General features: G+C 59.7%; 16 protein-coding genes and 1 pseudogene. 9 read left to right on the top strand and 8 right to left on the bottom strand.

Annotation, left to right across the window (positions count from 1 at the left end; translation table 11 throughout):
- Positions 1–310: 310 nt before the first annotated feature.
- Genes ACGJAX_RS00270 through ACGJAX_RS00260 form a run of 3 tightly spaced genes read left to right on the top strand, consistent with a single transcriptional unit; the run spans position 311 to position 3,124 of the window.
- A complete protein-coding gene (locus tag ACGJAX_RS00270) occupies positions 311–1,417 on the top strand; it encodes a diguanylate cyclase (RefSeq protein ID WP_090324815.1) in 1,107 nt (368 codons plus the stop codon).
- Positions 1,410–2,345 carry an iron-sulfur-binding ferredoxin reductase gene (locus ACGJAX_RS00265; protein ID WP_390957150.1) on the top strand — a complete coding sequence of 312 codons (936 nt, stop codon included), beginning with the start codon at positions 1,410–1,412 and terminating at the stop codon, positions 2,343–2,345. The genes ACGJAX_RS00270 and ACGJAX_RS00265 overlap by 8 nt, the downstream gene beginning before the upstream one ends.
- Before the next feature lie 29 nt (positions 2,346–2,374).
- Positions 2,375–3,124: an enoyl-CoA hydratase-related protein gene (locus tag ACGJAX_RS00260; RefSeq protein WP_248916045.1), complete on the top strand. Its 750-nt coding sequence runs from the start codon at positions 2,375–2,377 to the stop codon at positions 3,122–3,124.
- Positions 3,125–3,312: 188 nt separating this feature from the next.
- On the opposite strand, the gene pyk is transcribed toward ACGJAX_RS00260, so the two are convergent.
- Entirely contained in the window at positions 3,313–4,764 is a 1,452-nt protein-coding gene (pyk, locus tag ACGJAX_RS00255; protein ID WP_090324811.1) for a pyruvate kinase, read from the bottom strand.
- Positions 4,765–4,937: 173 nt separating this feature from the next.
- On the opposite strand from pyk, the gene ACGJAX_RS00250 reads away from it, so the two are divergent.
- The 3 genes from ACGJAX_RS00250 to sbcB all read left to right on the top strand — a co-directional run bounded on the left by ACGJAX_RS00250 (position 4,938) and on the right by sbcB (position 7,472).
- Complete coding sequence (locus ACGJAX_RS00250; protein ID WP_090324809.1) at positions 4,938–5,321, top strand: tol-pal system YbgF family protein; 384 nt, start codon at positions 4,938–4,940, stop codon at positions 5,319–5,321.
- Positions 5,322–5,568: 247 nt separating this feature from the next.
- Positions 5,569–5,928 carry a PilZ domain-containing protein gene (locus ACGJAX_RS00245; protein WP_198132529.1) on the top strand — a complete coding sequence of 120 codons (360 nt, stop codon included), beginning with the start codon at positions 5,569–5,571 and terminating at the stop codon, positions 5,926–5,928.
- A 113-nt stretch (positions 5,929–6,041) separates the two neighbouring features.
- On the top strand, positions 6,042–7,472 hold the full coding sequence (gene sbcB, locus ACGJAX_RS00240; RefSeq protein WP_390957149.1) for an exodeoxyribonuclease I: 1,431 nt from the start codon (positions 6,042–6,044) through the stop codon (positions 7,470–7,472).
- Between the two features lie 100 nt (positions 7,473–7,572).
- Here the strand turns inward: sbcB and mvaT are convergent, their stop codons facing one another.
- Entirely contained in the window at positions 7,573–7,950 is a 378-nt protein-coding gene (gene mvaT, locus ACGJAX_RS00235; protein WP_007933316.1) for a histone-like nucleoid-structuring protein MvaT, read from the bottom strand.
- A gap of 335 nt (positions 7,951–8,285) precedes the next feature.
- On the opposite strand from mvaT, the gene purU reads away from it, so the two are divergent.
- Together purU and ACGJAX_RS00225 are read left to right on the top strand one after the other, a co-directional pair.
- Positions 8,286–9,134, top strand: coding sequence for a formyltetrahydrofolate deformylase (gene purU / locus ACGJAX_RS00230; protein WP_020797876.1), 849 nt, complete (start codon positions 8,286–8,288; stop codon positions 9,132–9,134).
- 89 nt (positions 9,135–9,223) lie between these two features.
- Positions 9,224–9,400: a hypothetical protein gene (locus tag ACGJAX_RS00225; RefSeq protein ID WP_247257348.1), complete on the top strand. Its 177-nt coding sequence runs from the start codon at positions 9,224–9,226 to the stop codon at positions 9,398–9,400.
- Here the strand turns inward: ACGJAX_RS00225 and ACGJAX_RS00220 are convergent.
- The 5 genes and pseudogenes from ACGJAX_RS00220 to ACGJAX_RS00200 all read right to left on the bottom strand — a co-directional run.
- Positions 9,387–10,382 carry a flippase-like domain-containing protein gene (locus tag ACGJAX_RS00220; RefSeq protein ID WP_390957148.1) on the bottom strand — a complete coding sequence of 332 codons (996 nt, stop codon included), beginning with the start codon at positions 10,380–10,382 and terminating at the stop codon, positions 9,387–9,389. The genes ACGJAX_RS00225 and ACGJAX_RS00220 overlap by 14 nt on opposite strands.
- Positions 10,379–11,155, bottom strand: a complete 777-nt coding sequence (locus ACGJAX_RS00215) for a DUF2334 domain-containing protein (protein ID WP_390957147.1) — start codon at positions 11,153–11,155, stop codon at positions 10,379–10,381. The genes ACGJAX_RS00220 and ACGJAX_RS00215 overlap by 4 nt, the downstream gene beginning before the upstream one ends.
- Complete coding sequence (locus ACGJAX_RS00210) at positions 11,148–12,269, bottom strand: glycosyltransferase family 1 protein (RefSeq protein ID WP_247257345.1); 1,122 nt, start codon at positions 12,267–12,269, stop codon at positions 11,148–11,150. Before ACGJAX_RS00210 ends, ACGJAX_RS00215 begins: the two co-directional genes overlap by 8 nt.
- Before the next feature lie 142 nt (positions 12,270–12,411).
- Positions 12,412–13,176 carry a methyl-accepting chemotaxis protein gene (locus ACGJAX_RS00205; RefSeq protein ID WP_390960034.1) on the bottom strand — a complete coding sequence of 255 codons (765 nt, stop codon included), beginning with the start codon at positions 13,174–13,176 and terminating at the stop codon, positions 12,412–12,414.
- Between the two features lie 141 nt (positions 13,177–13,317).
- Positions 13,318–14,157: pseudogene (locus ACGJAX_RS00200) on the bottom strand (cache and HAMP domain-containing protein); the annotation flags it as partial.
- 333 nt (positions 14,158–14,490) lie between these two features.
- Between ACGJAX_RS00200 and ACGJAX_RS00195 the strand changes: the two are divergent.
- Positions 14,491–15,978, top strand: coding sequence for a helicase HerA-like domain-containing protein (locus ACGJAX_RS00195; RefSeq protein WP_390957146.1), 1,488 nt, complete (start codon positions 14,491–14,493; stop codon positions 15,976–15,978).
- A gap of 28 nt (positions 15,979–16,006) precedes the next feature.
- Here ACGJAX_RS00195 and ACGJAX_RS00190 read toward each other — a convergent pair whose 3' ends face one another.
- A complete protein-coding gene (locus tag ACGJAX_RS00190; protein WP_090324796.1) occupies positions 16,007–16,462 on the bottom strand; it encodes a DUF721 domain-containing protein in 456 nt (151 codons plus the stop codon).
- Positions 16,463–16,670 lie beyond the last annotated feature (208 nt).

The raw sequence follows: 16,670 nt of genomic DNA, 5'->3' as shown, positions 1-16,670 counted from the left end.
AAGGCGCGGCAGTATAACGCGCCTCGGTTCTGTAAACACCCGCCGGCAATCAATCGTTGGTCGCATAAGTACGCATAATCCCTGCAGGAACTGACTTGCCAGCGAAAGCGGCAGGTCTGGCAATAACGGTGTAGCCTGCGAGAACGCCTTCGCTGGCAAGTCAGTTCCTGCACAGCAGATGCCGATAAGGTTGAATCGGTTATTCGTCCCTGAAAATTGAATGGTCATTTATCGGCCATGCCACTAAAGTGACATACGGTCTGTAGAGTAGGACGCTCTGTCAGTCTCCTTTCATTCGGTGAGTCAACGATTGACCCATAACGCCATCCAGCGACTGTTGCTCAAACGTTTCGCCCTTGCGGCCGGCACCTATGGCCTGGCATTGGTATTGCTGTGGCTGGCGTTTTTCACCGGCCATTACGAGGAGTCGTTGTCGGACGTCGCCATTGGCAGCGCACTGGTGGTCATCAGCCAGGCGACGCTGTTTGCGCTGTTCTATTCGGGCTTGAACCTGCGTTTTGCCGACCCCAGCCTGACCGAAGCCCAAGTGTTGCTGGGGCTGGGGTGGCAGACCTGGCTGATCGCGCATCTGGGGGATGCCCGTGGGGCGTTTCTGGTCTTTTATGTACTGATTCTGCTGTTTGGGCTGTTCCATCTGTCCCGTCGCTCATTTGTGCGTTGTGCCGTGCTGGTTTTTCTCAGTTTCAGCGCGATCACGCTGTGGGAGGGTTACCACTTCCAGTTGCCTGACCCGGCATTGGCGGCGTTGCAGGTGTGCGTGCTGTTGATTGTGCTGGTGTGGCTGGTGCTCTATGCCGGTTATGTGCAGGCCTCGCGACACCGCATGCGTCAGCGGCGATTTGCCTTGCAGGCGCACCAGGACACATTGCGCGGGATGATGCGCCAGCTCGAGGATCTGGTGGCCACCGATGAGTTGACCGGGTTGTTCAATCGCCGGCATTTCCTGCGCCTGGCGTCCCGCGAGTTGAACGCCATGGAGGTGGGTGTCGTACATGGCCTGGCGTTGATCGACCTCGACCATTTCAAACGTATCAACGATCTGCACGGCCATGCCGCAGGCGATCAGGTGTTGCAAGCCTTTGCCGGCGTGGCCTCGGCCTGTCTTCGCGACGGTGACGTGCTGGCCCGCTACGGCGGCGAGGAGTTTGTGGTGCTGCTGCCCGATTGCAATGCCGAGCGCTTGACCTCGTGCTGCGAACGGCTGCGCATCGCGTTCACGGATGTCGAATTGATTGGGTTGAATGTGCGCAACCTCAGCTTGTCTGCCGGCATGACCCTGCTGGAACTCGGCGATGATCTCGACGATGCCTTGCAGCGCGCCGACCAGGCGCTTTATCGCGCCAAGCGTGACGGCCGCAACCGTTGCGCGGCGGCCTGGGAAAACGTCGATGCCTGAGTTACGTGTTGGCGACCGTCAATGGTCGGTGGCGGCGGGCAGTAATCTGCTGGATGCCCTGAATCAGAACGGCGTGTCGGTGCCCTACAGCTGTCGTGCCGGCAGTTGCCATGCCTGCCTGGTCCAGTGTGTACAAGGCCTGCCGAGCGACAGCCGGCCCGATGCCTTGAGCGCGGAGCAGCGTCAGCAAGGCTGGCGTCTGGCGTGTCAGTGCCAGGTGGTCGAGGACCTGCAGGTGCACACCTTCGACCCGCAGCGGGATGGCCAGCCGGCCGAGGTCGCCGCCGTCGATTGGCTGAGCGCCAGCGTGCTGCGCTTGCGCCTGACCCCCCAGCGGCCATTACGCTACAGCGCCGGCCAGCATCTGGTGTTGTGGGCGGGCAATGTGGCGCGGCCTTACTCCCTCGCCAGCCTGCCGCAGGATGATCGTTTTCTGGAGTTTCACCTCGATTGTCGACAGCCGGGGCAATTCAGCGATGCGGCGCGTCAACTGAAGATCGGCGATGGAATCCGTCTTGGTGAGTTGCGTGGCGGGGCCTTGCATTACGACCCGGCCTGGCATGAGCGGCCCCTGTGGCTAATGGCTTCCGGCACCGGGTTGGGACCTTTGTTCGGGGTGTTGCGTGAAGCGTTGCGCCAAGATCACCAGGGTGCGATACGTGTCATTCACCTGGCCCATGATGCCAATGAGCATTATCTGGCCAAACCCCTGCAAGCCCTGGCGGCGAACCGGCCGAACCTGAATATCGAGCTATGGACCGCGGCCGAGTTGCCAGCGGCTTTGGCGCAACTGCGGCTTGTTTCCCGGCAAACCCTCGCCTTACTCTGCGGGGCTCCCGACAGCGTCGACGCCTTTGCCCGGCGCCTGTACCTGGCGGGATTGCCGCGCAATCAACTGCTGGCCGACGTCTTCCTGCCCCGTGGTTGAGCGCTGATCTTTCAGACGCGAGACCTGCCATGACCAATGCCATCCAGATTGAACGCGAACGCGGCCTGCTGACCCTGCGGCTCAATCGCCCCGACAAGAAAAACGCCCTGACTCGTGCCATGTACAGCCATTTGGCCGAAGCGCTGAAACTGGCCGACAACGATCCTGAAATCAATGCCGTACTGATCACGGGTTCCAGTGATTGCTTCACCGCTGGCAACGACATTGCCGACTTCATCCAGCAACCGCCGAGCAACCTCGACAGCCCGGTGTTCCAGTTCATGCTCAACCTGCTTGAATGCCGCAAACCGGTGATCGCTGCCGTGGCGGGCGCGGCGGTGGGCATTGGCACGACGATGTTGCTGCATTGTGATCTGGTGTACGTCAGCCGCGACGCGCGCTTGCGTATGCCGTTCGTCAATCTCGGGTTGTGCCCGGAATTCGGTTCCAGCCTGATCCTGCCGCGCTTGCTCGGGCAGGCCAGGGCGGCGGAGTTGCTGTTGCTGGGTGAAGGATTCAACGGTGAGCAAGCCGCCGCATGGGGCATTGCGTCCGAAGCCTTGGGCAGTGGCGAAGAGGCCTTGGCCAAAGCACGGGAAATGGCGCTGCGCTTCGAGTCGCTGCCGCCGGAAGCGGTGCGTATCAGCAAGCAATTGATGAGAGCGCCGGATCGGGAGCAGTTGCGCAAGGTCATAGAAGAAGAGGGTGCATTGTTCACCCAGCGGCTGCGTTCGCCGGAGGCATTGGCGGCGTTGGCGGGGTTTATCAACAGGCATTGATTTTTCGGTGTCTGGGCGGGCCTCATCGCGGGCAAGCTCGCTCCCACAGTGGTATGTGGCGTTCACAAAACCTGTGGGAGCGGGCTTGCCCGCGATGAGGCCGGATCAAGCCACGTATCTACTGGATCAGAAAATAAAAAGCCCCGCCATTCACATGGCGGGGCTTTTGTTTTTCAGCGTTCGGTCACTCAGACCATCGGGTCGCCAACGTGCAGGATTTTCATGCCGTTGGTGCCGCCGGTGGTGTGGTAGCTGTCGCCCTTGGTCAGGATGACCCAGTCGCCTTTCTCCACGACGCCGCGCTTGACCAGCTCGTCGATTGCCTTCTGGCTGACTTCGTTCGGTGCCAGCGAAGCCGGGTCGAACGGAATGGTGTACACGCCACGGAACAGCGCCGCGCGGGCCTGGGCTTCGCGGTGTGGGGTGAACGCGTAGATTGGCACCGAGGAACGGATGCGCGACATGATCAGCGGGGTGTAACCGCTTTCGGTCAGGGCGATGATCGCTTTCACGCCCGGGAAGTGGTTGGCGGTGTACATGGTCGCCAGGGCAATGCTCTCGTCGCAGCGGGTGAATTCCTTGCCGATGCGGTGGCTGGAGGTCTTGCTGGTCGGGTGCTTTTCGGCGCCGACACAGATGCGGGCCATGGCCTGCACGGCTTCCAGCGGATACAGACCGGCGGCGCTTTCCGCGGACAGCATCACGGCGTCGGTGTAGTCGAGCACGGCGTTGGCTACGTCGGACACTTCGGCGCGGGTCGGCATCGGGTTCTGGATCATCGACTCCATCATCTGGGTCGCCACGATCACGGCCTTGTTGTGGCGGCGTGCGTGCAGAATGATTTTCTTCTGGATGCCCACCAGCTCGGCGTCGCCGATTTCCACGCCCAGGTCACCACGGGCCACCATCACGGCGTCGGATGCCTTGATCAGGCCATCGAGGGTTTCGTCATCGGCCACGGCTTCGGCACGTTCGATCTTCGCCACCAGCCAGGCGGTACCGCCGGCTTCGTCGCGCAGTTGACGGGCGTACTCCATGTCGGCGGCGTCACGCGGGAACGACACGGCGAGGTAGTCGACCTGCATTTCGGCGGCGAGCTTGATGTCTGCCTTGTCTTTTTCGGTCAGGGCCGGAGCGGTCAGGCCACCACCGCGACGGTTGATGCCTTTGTGATCCGACAGTGGGCCGCCGATGGTCACGGTGCAGTTCAGTTCGGTGGCGGTGGCGGTATCGACACGCATTACCACGCGGCCGTCGTCGAGCAGCAGCTCGTCGCCCACGCCGCAGTCCTTGACCAGGTCCGGGTAGTCGATACCGACCACTTGCTGGTTGCCTTCGGTCAGCGGATGGCTGGTGGAGAAGGTGAATTGATCACCGATCTTCAGCTCGATACGTTTGTTGGCGAATTTGGCGATACGGATTTTCGGGCCTTGCAGGTCACCCAGCAGGGCGACGAAGCGACCGTGCTTGGCCGCGAGGTCACGCACCAGCTGCGCGCGAGCCTTGTGCTCGTCGGGGGTGCCGTGGGAGAAGTTCAGGCGGGCGACGTCCAGGCCAGCCAGAATCAGCTGTTCGAGAACTTCCGGCGAGTTACTGGCCGGGCCAAGGGTGGCAACGATTTTGGTACGACGGACGGACATGCAAAGACTCCTGAGTTCAAGCGCTGAGTGAGGCTACTATGGTCCGAAGTTGTAGTCATTGTTCGTATGCACTACTTATTGCTTTCTTTATTGAACACCACAACTTTGCATCCCGGCCGCCTGAAGATTTCCGACCATGGGTCGATACAGCGTTCAAGACAGGAGATTTCCCCATGCGTTTCGTACTCGTTGCTGCCCTTGCCATCAGCGCTTTTAGCGTCACCGGTTGCACCCGTTGGGCGATGAATCATCATTTGAACAATGCCTACAGTGCCTATGACCGGGGCAATTGCGAGCAGGTGATGCTTGAGTTGTCCAAGGTCGAGCGCGACAGCCGCGCGCGCCCTTATGTGTGGCCGGAAGTCTCGATGATGCGCGGGCAGTGCCTGGAGCGGCAGATGATGTTTATCGACGCAGCCCAGACGTACCAGTTCATCATCGCTTCGTATCCGCAGAGCGAATACGCCTACCGTGCCCGCGCACGTCTGGAAACCTTGCAGAGCCTGGGCCACTATCCGACTCGCAGTGCCGCAACGGTACGCCCGACGCAGTTCTGATGTCAGTGGTCATCTGATGGCTGGCCGTCCGGCGGCGGTGAGCTATAGTCGAATGGATCGGTTTTAGAGTCTTGTCTCTAAACCGAGGTAACACCTGTGATCGGCAGAAGTAAGCGGCAGCGGTTTTCGAGGACTGCGGCACCGGGATCGGGGAGAGCGTGCCAGTGCCCATCCGCGCAACAGCCGGCAAGCACGTTCCGAAGCATTAGTGCGGTCCTGCTTAAGGGCCTTGCGTAGTGAATTCAGCATGTTCACCGACCGCCGGATCGAGCGGCATCAGTTGCCGTATTTTCTCAGAGTGTTCAACAGCATCACCGACAAGCCCATCGGATTCCTGGGCAACGTGTCCGAGGACGGGCTGATGCTCATCAGCCAGTTGCCCATGATGATCGGCGCGGATTTCGATTTGCGCCTGAAAATTCCCGCCATCGACGGATGCCAACAGGTCATCGACCTGCGGGCGTGCTGCCTGTGGTGCCACGAAGACGCAACCCCTCAGCACTATGACGCCGGGTTCAGCCTGCAACGGCCGCCGCCGGAGTATGGGCAGTTGGTAGAGGCATTGAGGCAGTACTTCAGTTTTCAGACGTTGCCGGCTTCGGCGTGAGCGACAGAAACTAACGCACGCCAACCAGGCAACGCTGCCTGAATAACAAGATTGCTGGCCGGGGCGGGATGTGAACGCCTAGACTTTGCCGATCTTCAGTTCAGGAATAGCCCGTGACCTCCATCTTCTGGTACGACTATGAAACCACGGGTATCAACCCCCGTTGCGATCGCCCATTGCAAATGGCAGGGCTGCGTACTGATTTCGATCTCAATGAAATAGACGAGCCGGTCAATCTCTATTGCCAACCCAGTGACGACATCCTGCCGCATCCGGCGGCCTGCGCGATCACCGGCATTACCCCAGGCCAACTGGCCGGGCAAGGCCTGAGTGAAGCCGATTTCATGACCCGGGTGCATGCGCAACTGGCGGCTCCCGGCACTTGCGGTGCGGGTTACAACACCTTGCGTTTCGACGACGAAATGACCCGATACAGCCTGTATCGCAATTTTTTCGACCCATACGCGCGGGAGTGGCAGGGCGGTAACAGTCGCTGGGATTTGATCGATGTGGTGCGTGCCGCCTATGCCTTGCGCCCCGATGGTCTCGTCTGGCCAACCGACGACGAAGGGCGGGTGACCCTCAAGCTCGAACGCCTGACCGCTGCCAATGGCATAGATCATGGCAATGCCCACGAAGCGCTGTCGGACGTTCGCGCCACCATCGCCTTGGCGCGACTGATCCGGGAGAAGCAGCCGAAGCTGTATGACTGGCTGTTCAATCTGCGCAGCAAGCAAAAGGTCCTGGATCAGATTCGCCTGCTGCAACCGATGGTGCATGTTTCCGGGCGCTTTTCTGCGGCGCGCAACTACGCGGGCGTGGTGTTGCCCCTGGCCTGGCACCCGCGTAACAAGAACGCCTTGATTGTCTGCGACCTGCACCTCGACCCTCAGGCATTGCTTGATCTGGATGCCGAAACACTGCGCCAGCGCTTGTATACCCGTCGCGAAGATCTGGCCGAAGGTGAGTTGCCGGTTCCACTCAAGCTCATCCATATCAATAAATGCCCGGTGGTGGCGCCGATGTCGGTACTTCGCCCGGAAGATCAGCAGCGGTTGGGGCTGGATATGGCGCTCTATCAGCAGCGTGCACTGCGGCTAAACGACGCGCAGAAAGTCTGGCAGGATAAAGTTTCGGCGATATATGCCCGCGAGGATTTCTCCGCAAGCCAGGACCCGGAGCAACAGTTATACGACGGCTTTATCGGTGATCGCGATCGACGTCTGTGCGAACAAGTCCGAACGGTTGATCCTGGGCAATTAGCGCAAGAGCAATGGCCTTTCGATGATGAACGTTTACCGGAATTATTGTTTCGATATCGCGCACGTAACTTTCCCGATACGTTGAGTGCCGACGAGCAAGAACGCTGGCGATTATTCTGTCAGAAACGTTTGTCAGTGCCGGAGTGGGGCGCGCCCAATACCCTGGAAAGTTTTGTCGAGGCCGCAGCCCAATTGAATGTTACAGCGACGCCGTTTCAGCGATCAGTGCTGAATGAATGGCAGGAATATGTCCAGGCCTTGCGTAAACGTTTGAATCTTTGAAATCGAAAATATCCGGAGCTTGAACTCCGGGCATAAAAAAACGCCAGCGCATGCTGGCGTTGTTTTTTGCCACAGATCAGTTTGCGACAAGCGCTGCGGCTTAGCCCAGCAGGGTCGCCCAGCCTTCAACCACGTCGCCGCCCCACTTGGCTTTCCACTCTTTCAGAGTCTTGTGGTTGCCACCTTTGGTTTCGATGACTTCGCCGTTGTGCGGGTTTTTGTATTGTTTAACTTTGCGAGCACGCTTGGTGCCGGTAGTTTTGACTGCGCCGCCGCGTGGTGCCTTGGTTTTGGATTCTGGGTCCAGCAACGCGATGATGTCACGCAGGGACTTGGAGTATTCGCCCATCAGGGTGCGCAGTTTGCCTTCGAATTCCAGCTCGGTTTGCAGTTTGTCGTCTTGGGACAGGTTCTTCAAACGGGCTTGCAGCTCTTTGATGGCTTCTTCGGTGGCGCGATATTCGTTGATCAAGGACATGATGACTACCTTATGCAGGTCAAAGGATGTAGGGGAACAGTGCCGCAATAATAGTCAGGGTGTTTCATCAAGTAAACATTAAACCGGAGTTTATTTAATTTAATCGTGGTGAATTCGCACATTGAATGTGCGGATAAATAATTCGATACATCCGGCACACATATTCACAATTGGATGCTTGTAAGTGGCCGACAACGCACTGTTTGCCCGCGCTGCCGGCGTCAGCAGATTCCTTGTCGCCGACCTTCGGCCAGGCCGAAACGTCATCATTACTTCAGTTTTTCTGCGCAATCGCTAGAATGGCCGCCTTTGCGAAGTTCTGGAGTTTCCCCCTCATGCGCACTTTTCGGCTGGTGATTTCTTGCCCGGACCGCGTCGGCATCGTTGCCAAAGTCAGTAACTTTCTGGCGTCCCATAACGGCTGGATCACTGAAGCGAGCCATCACTCGGACAATCTCAGTGGCTGGTTCTTCATGCGTCACGAAATTCGTGCCGACTCGCTGCCTTTCGGTATCGAAGCCCTGCGCGAAGCCTTTGCGCCGATTGCCGAAGAGTTCTCGATGGACTGGCGCATCACCGATACCGAGCAGAAGAAGCGCGTGGTCCTGATGGCCAGCCGTGAGTCCCACTGCCTTGCCGACCTGCTGCATCGCTGGCACAGCGATGAACTGGACTGTGAAATCGCCTGCGTGATTTCCAACCATGACGACCTTCGCAGCATGGTCGAATGGCACGGCATTCCGTACTACCACGTGCCGGTCAATCCACAGGACAAGGAGCCGGCGTTCGCCGAAGTTTCGCGCCTGGTCAAACAGCACGATGCTGAAGTGGTCGTACTGGCCCGCTACATGCAGATCCTGCCGCCGGAACTGTGCCGCGAATATGCGCACAAGGTCATCAACATTCACCACAGCTTCTTGCCATCGTTCGTCGGTGCCAAGCCGTATCACCAGGCTTCCCTGCGTGGTGTGAAGCTGATCGGTGCGACCTGCCACTATGTGACCGAAGAGCTGGACGCCGGTCCGATCATCGAGCAGGACGTGGTGCGCGTCAGCCACAGCGACAGCATCGAAGACATGGTGCGTTTCGGTCGCGACGTCGAGAAGATGGTGCTGGCCCGCGGTCTGCGTTATCACCTGGAAGACCGGGTGCTGGTGCACGGCAACAAAACCGTGGTGTTCTGACCGTCGCCACACGACACGGTTGAAATCCGGAGGGCCTGGGCGTTCAATCGCTTCAGGCCCTTCGCCGTTTCTACACTGAGGATATGTCTATGGCCGATCCACTGGACAAAGCTACGTCAAAGGCTCCCGCGACATTGGGTGAGGGCTGTTTGAGTCGTTATGACCCGGATGACATGAGCCCGGAAGATGGCACGGAGTTCCCCGGCGCGGCCGAACTGTGGGAGCAGTTACAGGAACAGCCGGAAAAACCGTCTAAGCCTGCTTGAGGTTCATCAGTTTCTTAAGCAATGGTCGGCCAAGCATCAATAGAAACACGGGCCCACCAACCAGCAGATAGAAGTAGTAAGTCACCGCGCGCCAGATCAGGATCGCCGCTGCCGCTGTGGATTTGCCCACCATGGGCGCCAACAGCGCCGCCGACGTCAGTTCCGCCGCCCCCGCACCTCCCGGCAACAGAGTGAATTGCCCGGCACTCAGGGAGAGCATCTGGATCAGAAAACTCCAGGCCCACTGCAAGTCCGCGCCGAGCCCACGCAGTGCCAGATACAACACGCTGTAGCGCAAGACCCAATGCAGGCAGGTCAGGGCAAACACGGTGATCAATGTCTGAAAGGGCAGCTTCAGTGTGTCGGTGAAGGCTGCAAGGAAATGCAGGAGCTTGCGAGCCCAGCGAACCCGGGTGCTGGCTTTGACATTGAGACGAGCCAGCAATCGACCCATCAGGCGAATCAGCCCGCGATGATAGCGAGCCACGACGATGCAACTGATCAATCCGCCGAACATCGAGACCGCGCTGACGATCAGTAACCATTCCATTCGCTGGCTCAGGTGCTGGAACAGGGCATAAATCAGAATCCCGCTCAGTGCGCAGAGAAAGAACAGCAAGTCACTGAGCTGGTCCATGGCGAACACCGCGCTGCCTCTGGCCGGTCGCACGCCGTTGCGCGCCAGCAGCGCCATGATCGTCAGCGGTCCGCCGCTGCCGCCCGGCGTGGCGCAGTAGGCAAATTCGGCGGCCATCACGACGCCAAGGCTTTTGACCGGGCTCACCTTGTTGCGTTGATCTCCCAGCAACAGACGCAAACGCAGCGTATTGACCACCCAGCACAACAGGATCATGCCGAACATGATCAACAATTCGCTCAACGGAAAACTCTGCAGTCGCGACCAGGTCTCGCTCCCGCCCAATAGCCAGGGGATCAGCACCGCCGCGAGCAGGCCGACGAACAGCAGAAAACCGCGGCTCATGCGGCACGCCCCATGCGTTCGCTGTGCCGTGCCAGCCAGCGTGCCTTGGTCATTGGTACTCGACCCTCGGCGATCAGGCGCTTGAGGGTTTGCAGCCAGTACGTGCGCGAGAACTCATGACGCATGTCCACCGGGTGCAGGCCGAGTCGAATCACCGGCGCTTGTCGCCAGCGCTGTTCGCGTTGATCGCTGAGCAGTTTCGACAATCCCCGGCGCCAGGCACTGCGCGCGCTCCAGACCAGTCCCGGGGCATCGACGACGGCAAAATCCGGCAGTCGATAGAGGTGCTGCGGGTCGCTGGTGTAACTCAGCGGCAACTGACGCAGGGCTTGGCGCGTCCCTTCGCTCATCAGCCACGCGGGAGCGACGAAGCCATGCAGGGGCCAGTGGTAACGCTGAAACATGTCGATGCCGGCGTGCAGGCGGGTGAGGGCCGCTTCCCTGGACAGGCTGTAGAACTCGCCTTCGTGGGTGTAGACCCGGCGCATGAACCAGTCGCGGGGATTGCTTGCCATCGGTCCGTCGTCGCAATGGAAATAGCCGTGCAACGCCAGCTCGTCACCGAGGGCGAGGCGTCCGCTGAGCAGGCGACGAAATCCCGGGTGCGCCTCCAGGTCATTGTGTTTGTGGAAATTCGGCACCACCAGCCAGGTCATCGGCACATTGCCCAAGGCATCGACGGCTTCGACAAAGGGCTGATAATCGGCCCAGGTTGGTGGTGCGATGTCGTGCAGCACCAACAACAGGCTGGGCGGGTCCTTGGGCTCAACCATTGGCCACCTGCGGCCATTGGCTGCCGAGCACGGCGTGATAGTGACCGAGCAGGCTGTTGACCACCGTATCCCAAGAGTAATGTCGTTCGACATGGCGCCGCGCTTGTTGGCCAAGGGCGGCACAGCCCTGTTCGAACAGTTCGCGCACGGCGTTGGCCATCGCTTGCGGATCGTTCGGCCTGCAGAGCAAGCCGCATTGATCGGTGACAATTTCCTCAAAGGCCCCGGCCGCCACGGCCACCACCGGAATACCGCTGGCCATGGCTTCGAGGATCACCAGGCCAAAGGTCTCCTGATCACCGGCATGCAGCAGCGCATCGGCACTGGCCATCAGGCGGGCGACTTGTGTGGCGGGGCAGAATTCGTCGACGACTGTGACATTGCCCGGCACCGCAGCTGGCATCGAAGAACCAACCAGCAGCAAGTGGTAGCGCCGGCCCAGGCGTTTCATGCAGGCAAGCAGCACAGGCAGGTTTTTTTCCTTGGAACCGCGCCCGGCAAAGATCAACAGGTGGGTGTTTTCATCAATGCCCAGTTCGGCCCGCAGTCCGGGATCACGGGCGCCAGGGTGGAAGGTCTGCAAATCGACGCCCAAAGGCTGCACGAAAACGTTCTTCACCCCCAGGCCCGTCAGCTTTTCAGCCATGACCCGGCTCGGCGCCAGCACCCGGTCGAAATTGCCGTAGAGCTTCCTGACATAAGCCTCGATGTTGGTGGTGACCCAATTGCCCATGCGGTTGCTGATCAACAGCGGCAGGTCCGAGTGGTAAAAGCCAATGACCGGCACGTCCAGTTGCCGCCGGGCATCGAGGGCGGCCCAGGCGGTGAGGTAAGGGTCGCCGACCTCAATCAGCTCCGGTTGCAAATCCTGGAGGACATTGCGCCAGGGCGCGAGACGCAGAGGGAAACGATACCCCTTGCCGAAGGGCAGGGCGGGCGCCGGAACGGTATAAATGCCATCGCGTTCACTGAAGGACGCGCCGGGGATCAACAAACTGTGGCGGATGCCCGGCCGGGTGAACAAGCGACGGTGCTTGGCATCCAGATAAGTGCGCACGCCACCGCTGGCAGGGGCGTAGAACATGGTTATGTCAGCGATATGCACGATGAACATCCCTCCGGTCCGTTGCTCTCCCTTGATTGACCTTAATGAAGAATAGTTGTTCGGCTGGGGATTTGTGGACGGGGGACTGAGGTAACAGCAATGTTGTGGCGAGGGAGCTTGCGCCCTCGCCACAGGGGCGGGTGATCCGGCGTCAGATCCGGAAACTGCCCACCAACTGCTGCAAGCGCGCCGCCTGCTGTTCCAGATCGGCACAGGCACGCAAGGTCGATTGCAGGTTTTCCACACCCTCTTGATTGAGGGTGTTGATTTCGGTGATGTCCACGTTGATCGACTCGACCACGGCAGTCTGTTCCTCGGTCGCCGTGGCCACCGACTGGTTCATGCCGTCGATTTCGCCGATGCGCTGGGTCACGCTGCTCAGGCGCTCGCCCGCCAGGTTGGCGATTTCCACGCTGTCCTGGCTGTGGCGCTGGCTGTCGCTCATGGTGCTGACGGATTCGCGCGCGCCAATTTGCAGCTCCTCGATCATGGTCTGCACCTGTTGCGCCGACTCCTGAGTGCGATGCGCGAGGTTACGCACTTCGTCGGCGACCACGGCAAACCCGCGTCCGGCTTCACCCGCCCGTGCTGCTTCGATGGCTGCATTGAGGGCTAGCAGGTTGGTTTGCTGGGAGATGCTGGTGATGACTTCGAGGATTTGCCCGATGTTCACGGTTTTGCTGTTGAGCGACTCGATGTTGCTGCTGGAGGCGCTGAGCATGCTCGATAGCTGATTCATCGCGGCAATGCTGCGATCTACCACCTGCTGGCCGTCTTCGGCCAGGCTGCGGGCATCGCTGGCCTGGTTCGATGCTTGCGCGGCGTTGCGGGCAATCTCCTGGGCGGCGGCGCCGAGCTGATTGATTGCAGCGGCCACGCTGTTGGTGCGCGAAGCCTGCTGGTCGGAGTTGTACATCGACGAGTTCGAGGCCGCGACGACCCTCAACGCGACTTCGTTGACCTGCCCGGTGGCCGAGCACACCTCGCGGATCGAACCGTGAATGCGCTCCACAAAACGGTTGAACGCGGTGCCAAGGATGCCGAATTCATCGTGGTTCACGATGGTCAGGCGTTTGGTCAGGTCGCCTTCGCCGTCGGCAATATCGGCCATGGCGCGGGTCATGACGTGCAATGGCTGGATCAGGATGCGGATCAGCATGCCCAGCAGGGCGATGATGATCACTACGGCAATGACGGTTGCTACGACCGCCGATGCGCGGAATTCGCTGAGCGTGGAAAAGGCTTTGTCCTTGTCCACGGATAAGCCGATGTACCAGTTCACCGACGATAACCCTTTGATCGGGGTGAAGGTCATGATGCGGGTTTTGCCATTGACCTGAATTTCACTCAGGTCGCTGCTGATGGCAGGCGTGTCCTGCGGGTAAACATCCTTGAGCGATTTCATCGCCAGCGCTTTGTCGGGATGTACCAGGATCTTGCCGTCCGAGCTGACCAGGAAGGCGTAACCCATGCCGCCGAAGTCCAGCGCGCTGAGGGTGTCGGCGATCACTTGCAAACTCAAGTCGCCACCGACGACGCCGATGTTCTGTCCGTCCTTGACCACACTGTCAACGATGGAAATCACCAGTTGGCCAGATGCCAGATCAATATAGGGTTCGGTCAATGCAGGGCCGTTCGCGCTTTGCGCACTCTTGTACCAGGGCCGGGCACGCGGGTCATAGCCATCGGGCATCTTGCTGTCCGGACGGATCATGAAGGAACCATCCTTGTTGCCCAGATAGGCGCCCATGAACGTAGACGTTACGGCCTTCTGTACAAGCAACTTGGAAACGTTATCGGCATCAGGGTTCAGTGCCACGGTTTGCGACAGGTTTTCGATCAACAAGCTGCGACCGGCCAGCCAGGTCTGGATATTGTTGGCAGTGACTCTGCCCATCTCCTGCAGATTATTGCCCAGGTCCCTTCGAATGGCGTTGCGCTGCAAATAATCGTTGTAGAGCGTGAACGAGGCGAAGGCAGTAATGACGATGAGGGCGGCGGCAAGCAGGATTTTGTGGCTGAAACGCAGGTTTTTGTTCATGACTTGGGGTTCCGCTAAGGTCTTAATGCCCAACGCGTGCTTTTATAAAGGGACGCAAGACGGGCAAGGTTGAAAGCAAGTGATATTTCCGTCGCTCCTTAAGGGAAATGTCCTACCAGATTGTGTCTGTCTGCTTTGTCGATATTTCTATCGGCCGTGTAGGACCAAAGATTAACCATGGGTGACCAAATGCCTGACTCATTGCAACTCGTCATCGGCGCCGATCTTGCGGGGCAGCCGATCGCCCAGGCCATGCGTCTGGCCAATCGCCACGGTTTGATCGCGGGCGCCACCGGCACAGGCAAGACCGTTACCTTGCAACGCATGGCCGAAGCTTTCAGTGATGCCGGCGTCGCGGTCTTCGCCGCCGATATCAAAGGCGATTTATGCGGTCTGGGCGCTGCCGGCAATCCCCAGGGCAAGATCGCCGAGCGGATTGCCGGGATGCCTTGGCTGAAGCACAAGCCTCAGGCTTATCCGGTAACGCTGTGGGACGTACACGGTCAGTCAGGTCATCCGTTACGCACGACCTTGAGTGAAATGGGGCCGCTGTTGTTGGGAAGTTTGCTGGAGCTGACAGATAGCCAGCAGTCGGCACTGTACGCCGCCTTCAAGGTGGCAGACCGTGAAGGCCTGTTGCTATTGGACTTGAAGGACTTGAAGGCGCTGCTCAATCACCTCAAGGACAATCCGGCGTTGCTCGGCGACGACGCGGCGTTGATGACCACCGGCTCCAGTCAGGCGCTGTTGCGGCGCCTGGCTACCCTGGAGCAACAGGGCGCCGAAGCGCTGTTCGGCGAACCGGCGCTGAAACTCGAAGATATTCTGCAACCGGCCGCCGATGGCCGCGGCCGCATTCATTTGCTCGATGCCAGTCGTCTGGTTCATGAAGCGCCCAAGGTCTACGCAACGTTCCTGCTGTGGCTGTTGGCTGAATTGTTCGAGCAATTGCCGGAACGCGGCGATGGGGACAAACCACTGCTGGCGCTGTTCTTCGACGAGGCGCACCTGTTGTTCGCCGGTACGCCGAAGGCATTGCAGGATCGCCTGGAGCAAGTGGTACGGCTGATTCGTTCGAAAGGTGTCGGTGTGTATTTCGTCACTCAATCGCCGGGCGACTTGCCGGATGATGTACTGGCGCAGTTGGGGCTACGCATCCAGCACGGGTTGCGCGCATTCACGGCCAAAGAACAGAAATCCCTGCGCGCGGTGGCCGAGGGTTTCCGTCCGAACCCGGCCTTCGATACCCTGTCGGTGCTGACCGAGCTCGGGATTGGCGAGGCCCTGGTCGGCACCTTGCAGGACAAGGGCACGCCGGAGATGGTCCAGCGGGTGCTGGTAGCGCCACCGCAATCGCGGATCGGGCCGCTGAGTGACGCTGAGCGCGCGGCATTGATTGCCAGTTCGCCATTGCAGGGGCGATACGACAAGCCAATCGACCGCGAATCGGCCTATGAAGTGCTGATGGGGCGCAAAGGCCTGGCGCCTGAAGCTGAAGCCGCACCCGGCAAAGCGGCTCCGCAAGAGCCAAGCTTCACCGAGCAGGCCGGGGAATTTCTCGGCACGGCGGCCGGGCAGGCGCTGAAGTCGGCGATGCGACAGGCGGCGAATCAGTTGGGGCGACAGCTGGTGCGCGGGTTGATGGGATCATTATTGGGCGGCAGTAAACGCCGCTGATCCGAGCTGGGGTATTAAATAGCCAGTATCAGCCCTTGGGCCTGGCGTGCGCCGCCAATCGTTCCAGCGCGGCCCGCAGTTTCGGGTCGCTGATGCCATCGGCCGTCGCCTGGATGGTGGCGGCGGCATCATTGGACAAATCCATGGTATGCCCGGCGGCACCTTGCTGAATGGTGGGCGGCTGTACCTTGAACAGGATTCGCGTGAGGTTGGCGAACTCGTCGAACATCTGCAATTGCCGCTGCAGGCGCTTTTGTTGATAACGCAGGCGAGTGGCCCAATGACCATCGGTGACAATCAGCAACAAACTGCCTTCGCGCCACGACGCAACGTGACAATGTTCACGGGCGGCCGGCTGCAATTGGCTTTCCAGCAGGCGTTGCAGATGACCCAGGCGTTGGGCGTGGCCGAGAATGGCCTTGAGCGGCTTGGCTTCGCGAAGCAGAACGGCGGGTGCTCTGGCCGTAAGAGGGCGAAATGCCATGATCAGACACCTGAAGTAACAGAGCCGCCATGGTAGCAGAAAGCGCCGGATGCACCTGCCCCCATTGCTTTTATGCGTGCTTTGCCCATTAAATCAACGAGTAACTTCTGTGCTGTATCGCTTGAAGTTCAGCCATTTGCCCCTATTTTAAGTGAGCCCCGTCACAGCGCTGTGCCAGCATCGTGGAATAACGCCACTTTCCTCACCA

The sequence above is a fragment of the Pseudomonas moorei genome, assembly GCF_042846945.1.
Classification (GTDB): domain Bacteria; phylum Pseudomonadota; class Gammaproteobacteria; order Pseudomonadales; family Pseudomonadaceae; genus Aquipseudomonas; species Aquipseudomonas moorei.
Note: the sequence above shows the minus strand (reverse complement) of the source record. Positions and strands in the feature narration are given on the sequence as shown.

Coding starts and splice junctions, on each gene's coding strand:
- purU (WP_020797876.1), top strand. CDS start 8,286: ATGCGCACTTTTCGGCTGGTGATTTCTTGCCCGGACCGCGTCGGCATC.
- ACGJAX_RS00265 (WP_390957150.1), top strand. CDS start 1,410: ATGCCTGAGTTACGTGTTGGCGACCGTCAATGGTCGGTGGCGGCGGGC.
- ACGJAX_RS00225 (WP_247257348.1), top strand. CDS start 9,224: ATGGCCGATCCACTGGACAAAGCTACGTCAAAGGCTCCCGCGACATTG.
- ACGJAX_RS00205 (WP_390960034.1), bottom strand. CDS start 13,176: ATGTACAACTCCGACCAGCAGGCTTCGCGCACCAACAGCGTGGCCGCT.
- ACGJAX_RS00215 (WP_390957147.1), bottom strand. CDS start 11,155: ATGGTTGAGCCCAAGGACCCGCCCAGCCTGTTGTTGGTGCTGCACGAC.
- ACGJAX_RS00250 (WP_090324809.1), top strand. CDS start 4,938: ATGCGTTTCGTACTCGTTGCTGCCCTTGCCATCAGCGCTTTTAGCGTC.
- ACGJAX_RS00210 (WP_247257345.1), bottom strand. CDS start 12,269: ATGTTCATCGTGCATATCGCTGACATAACCATGTTCTACGCCCCTGCC.
- ACGJAX_RS00245 (WP_198132529.1), top strand. CDS start 5,569: ATGTTCACCGACCGCCGGATCGAGCGGCATCAGTTGCCGTATTTTCTC.
- pyk (WP_090324811.1), bottom strand. CDS start 4,764: ATGTCCGTCCGTCGTACCAAAATCGTTGCCACCCTTGGCCCGGCCAGT.
- ACGJAX_RS00220 (WP_390957148.1), bottom strand. CDS start 10,382: ATGAGCCGCGGTTTTCTGCTGTTCGTCGGCCTGCTCGCGGCGGTGCTG.
- ACGJAX_RS00260 (WP_248916045.1), top strand. CDS start 2,375: ATGACCAATGCCATCCAGATTGAACGCGAACGCGGCCTGCTGACCCTG.
- mvaT (WP_007933316.1), bottom strand. CDS start 7,950: ATGTCCTTGATCAACGAATATCGCGCCACCGAAGAAGCCATCAAAGAG.
- ACGJAX_RS00190 (WP_090324796.1), bottom strand. CDS start 16,462: ATGGCATTTCGCCCTCTTACGGCCAGAGCACCCGCCGTTCTGCTTCGC.
- ACGJAX_RS00195 (WP_390957146.1), top strand. CDS start 14,491: ATGCCTGACTCATTGCAACTCGTCATCGGCGCCGATCTTGCGGGGCAG.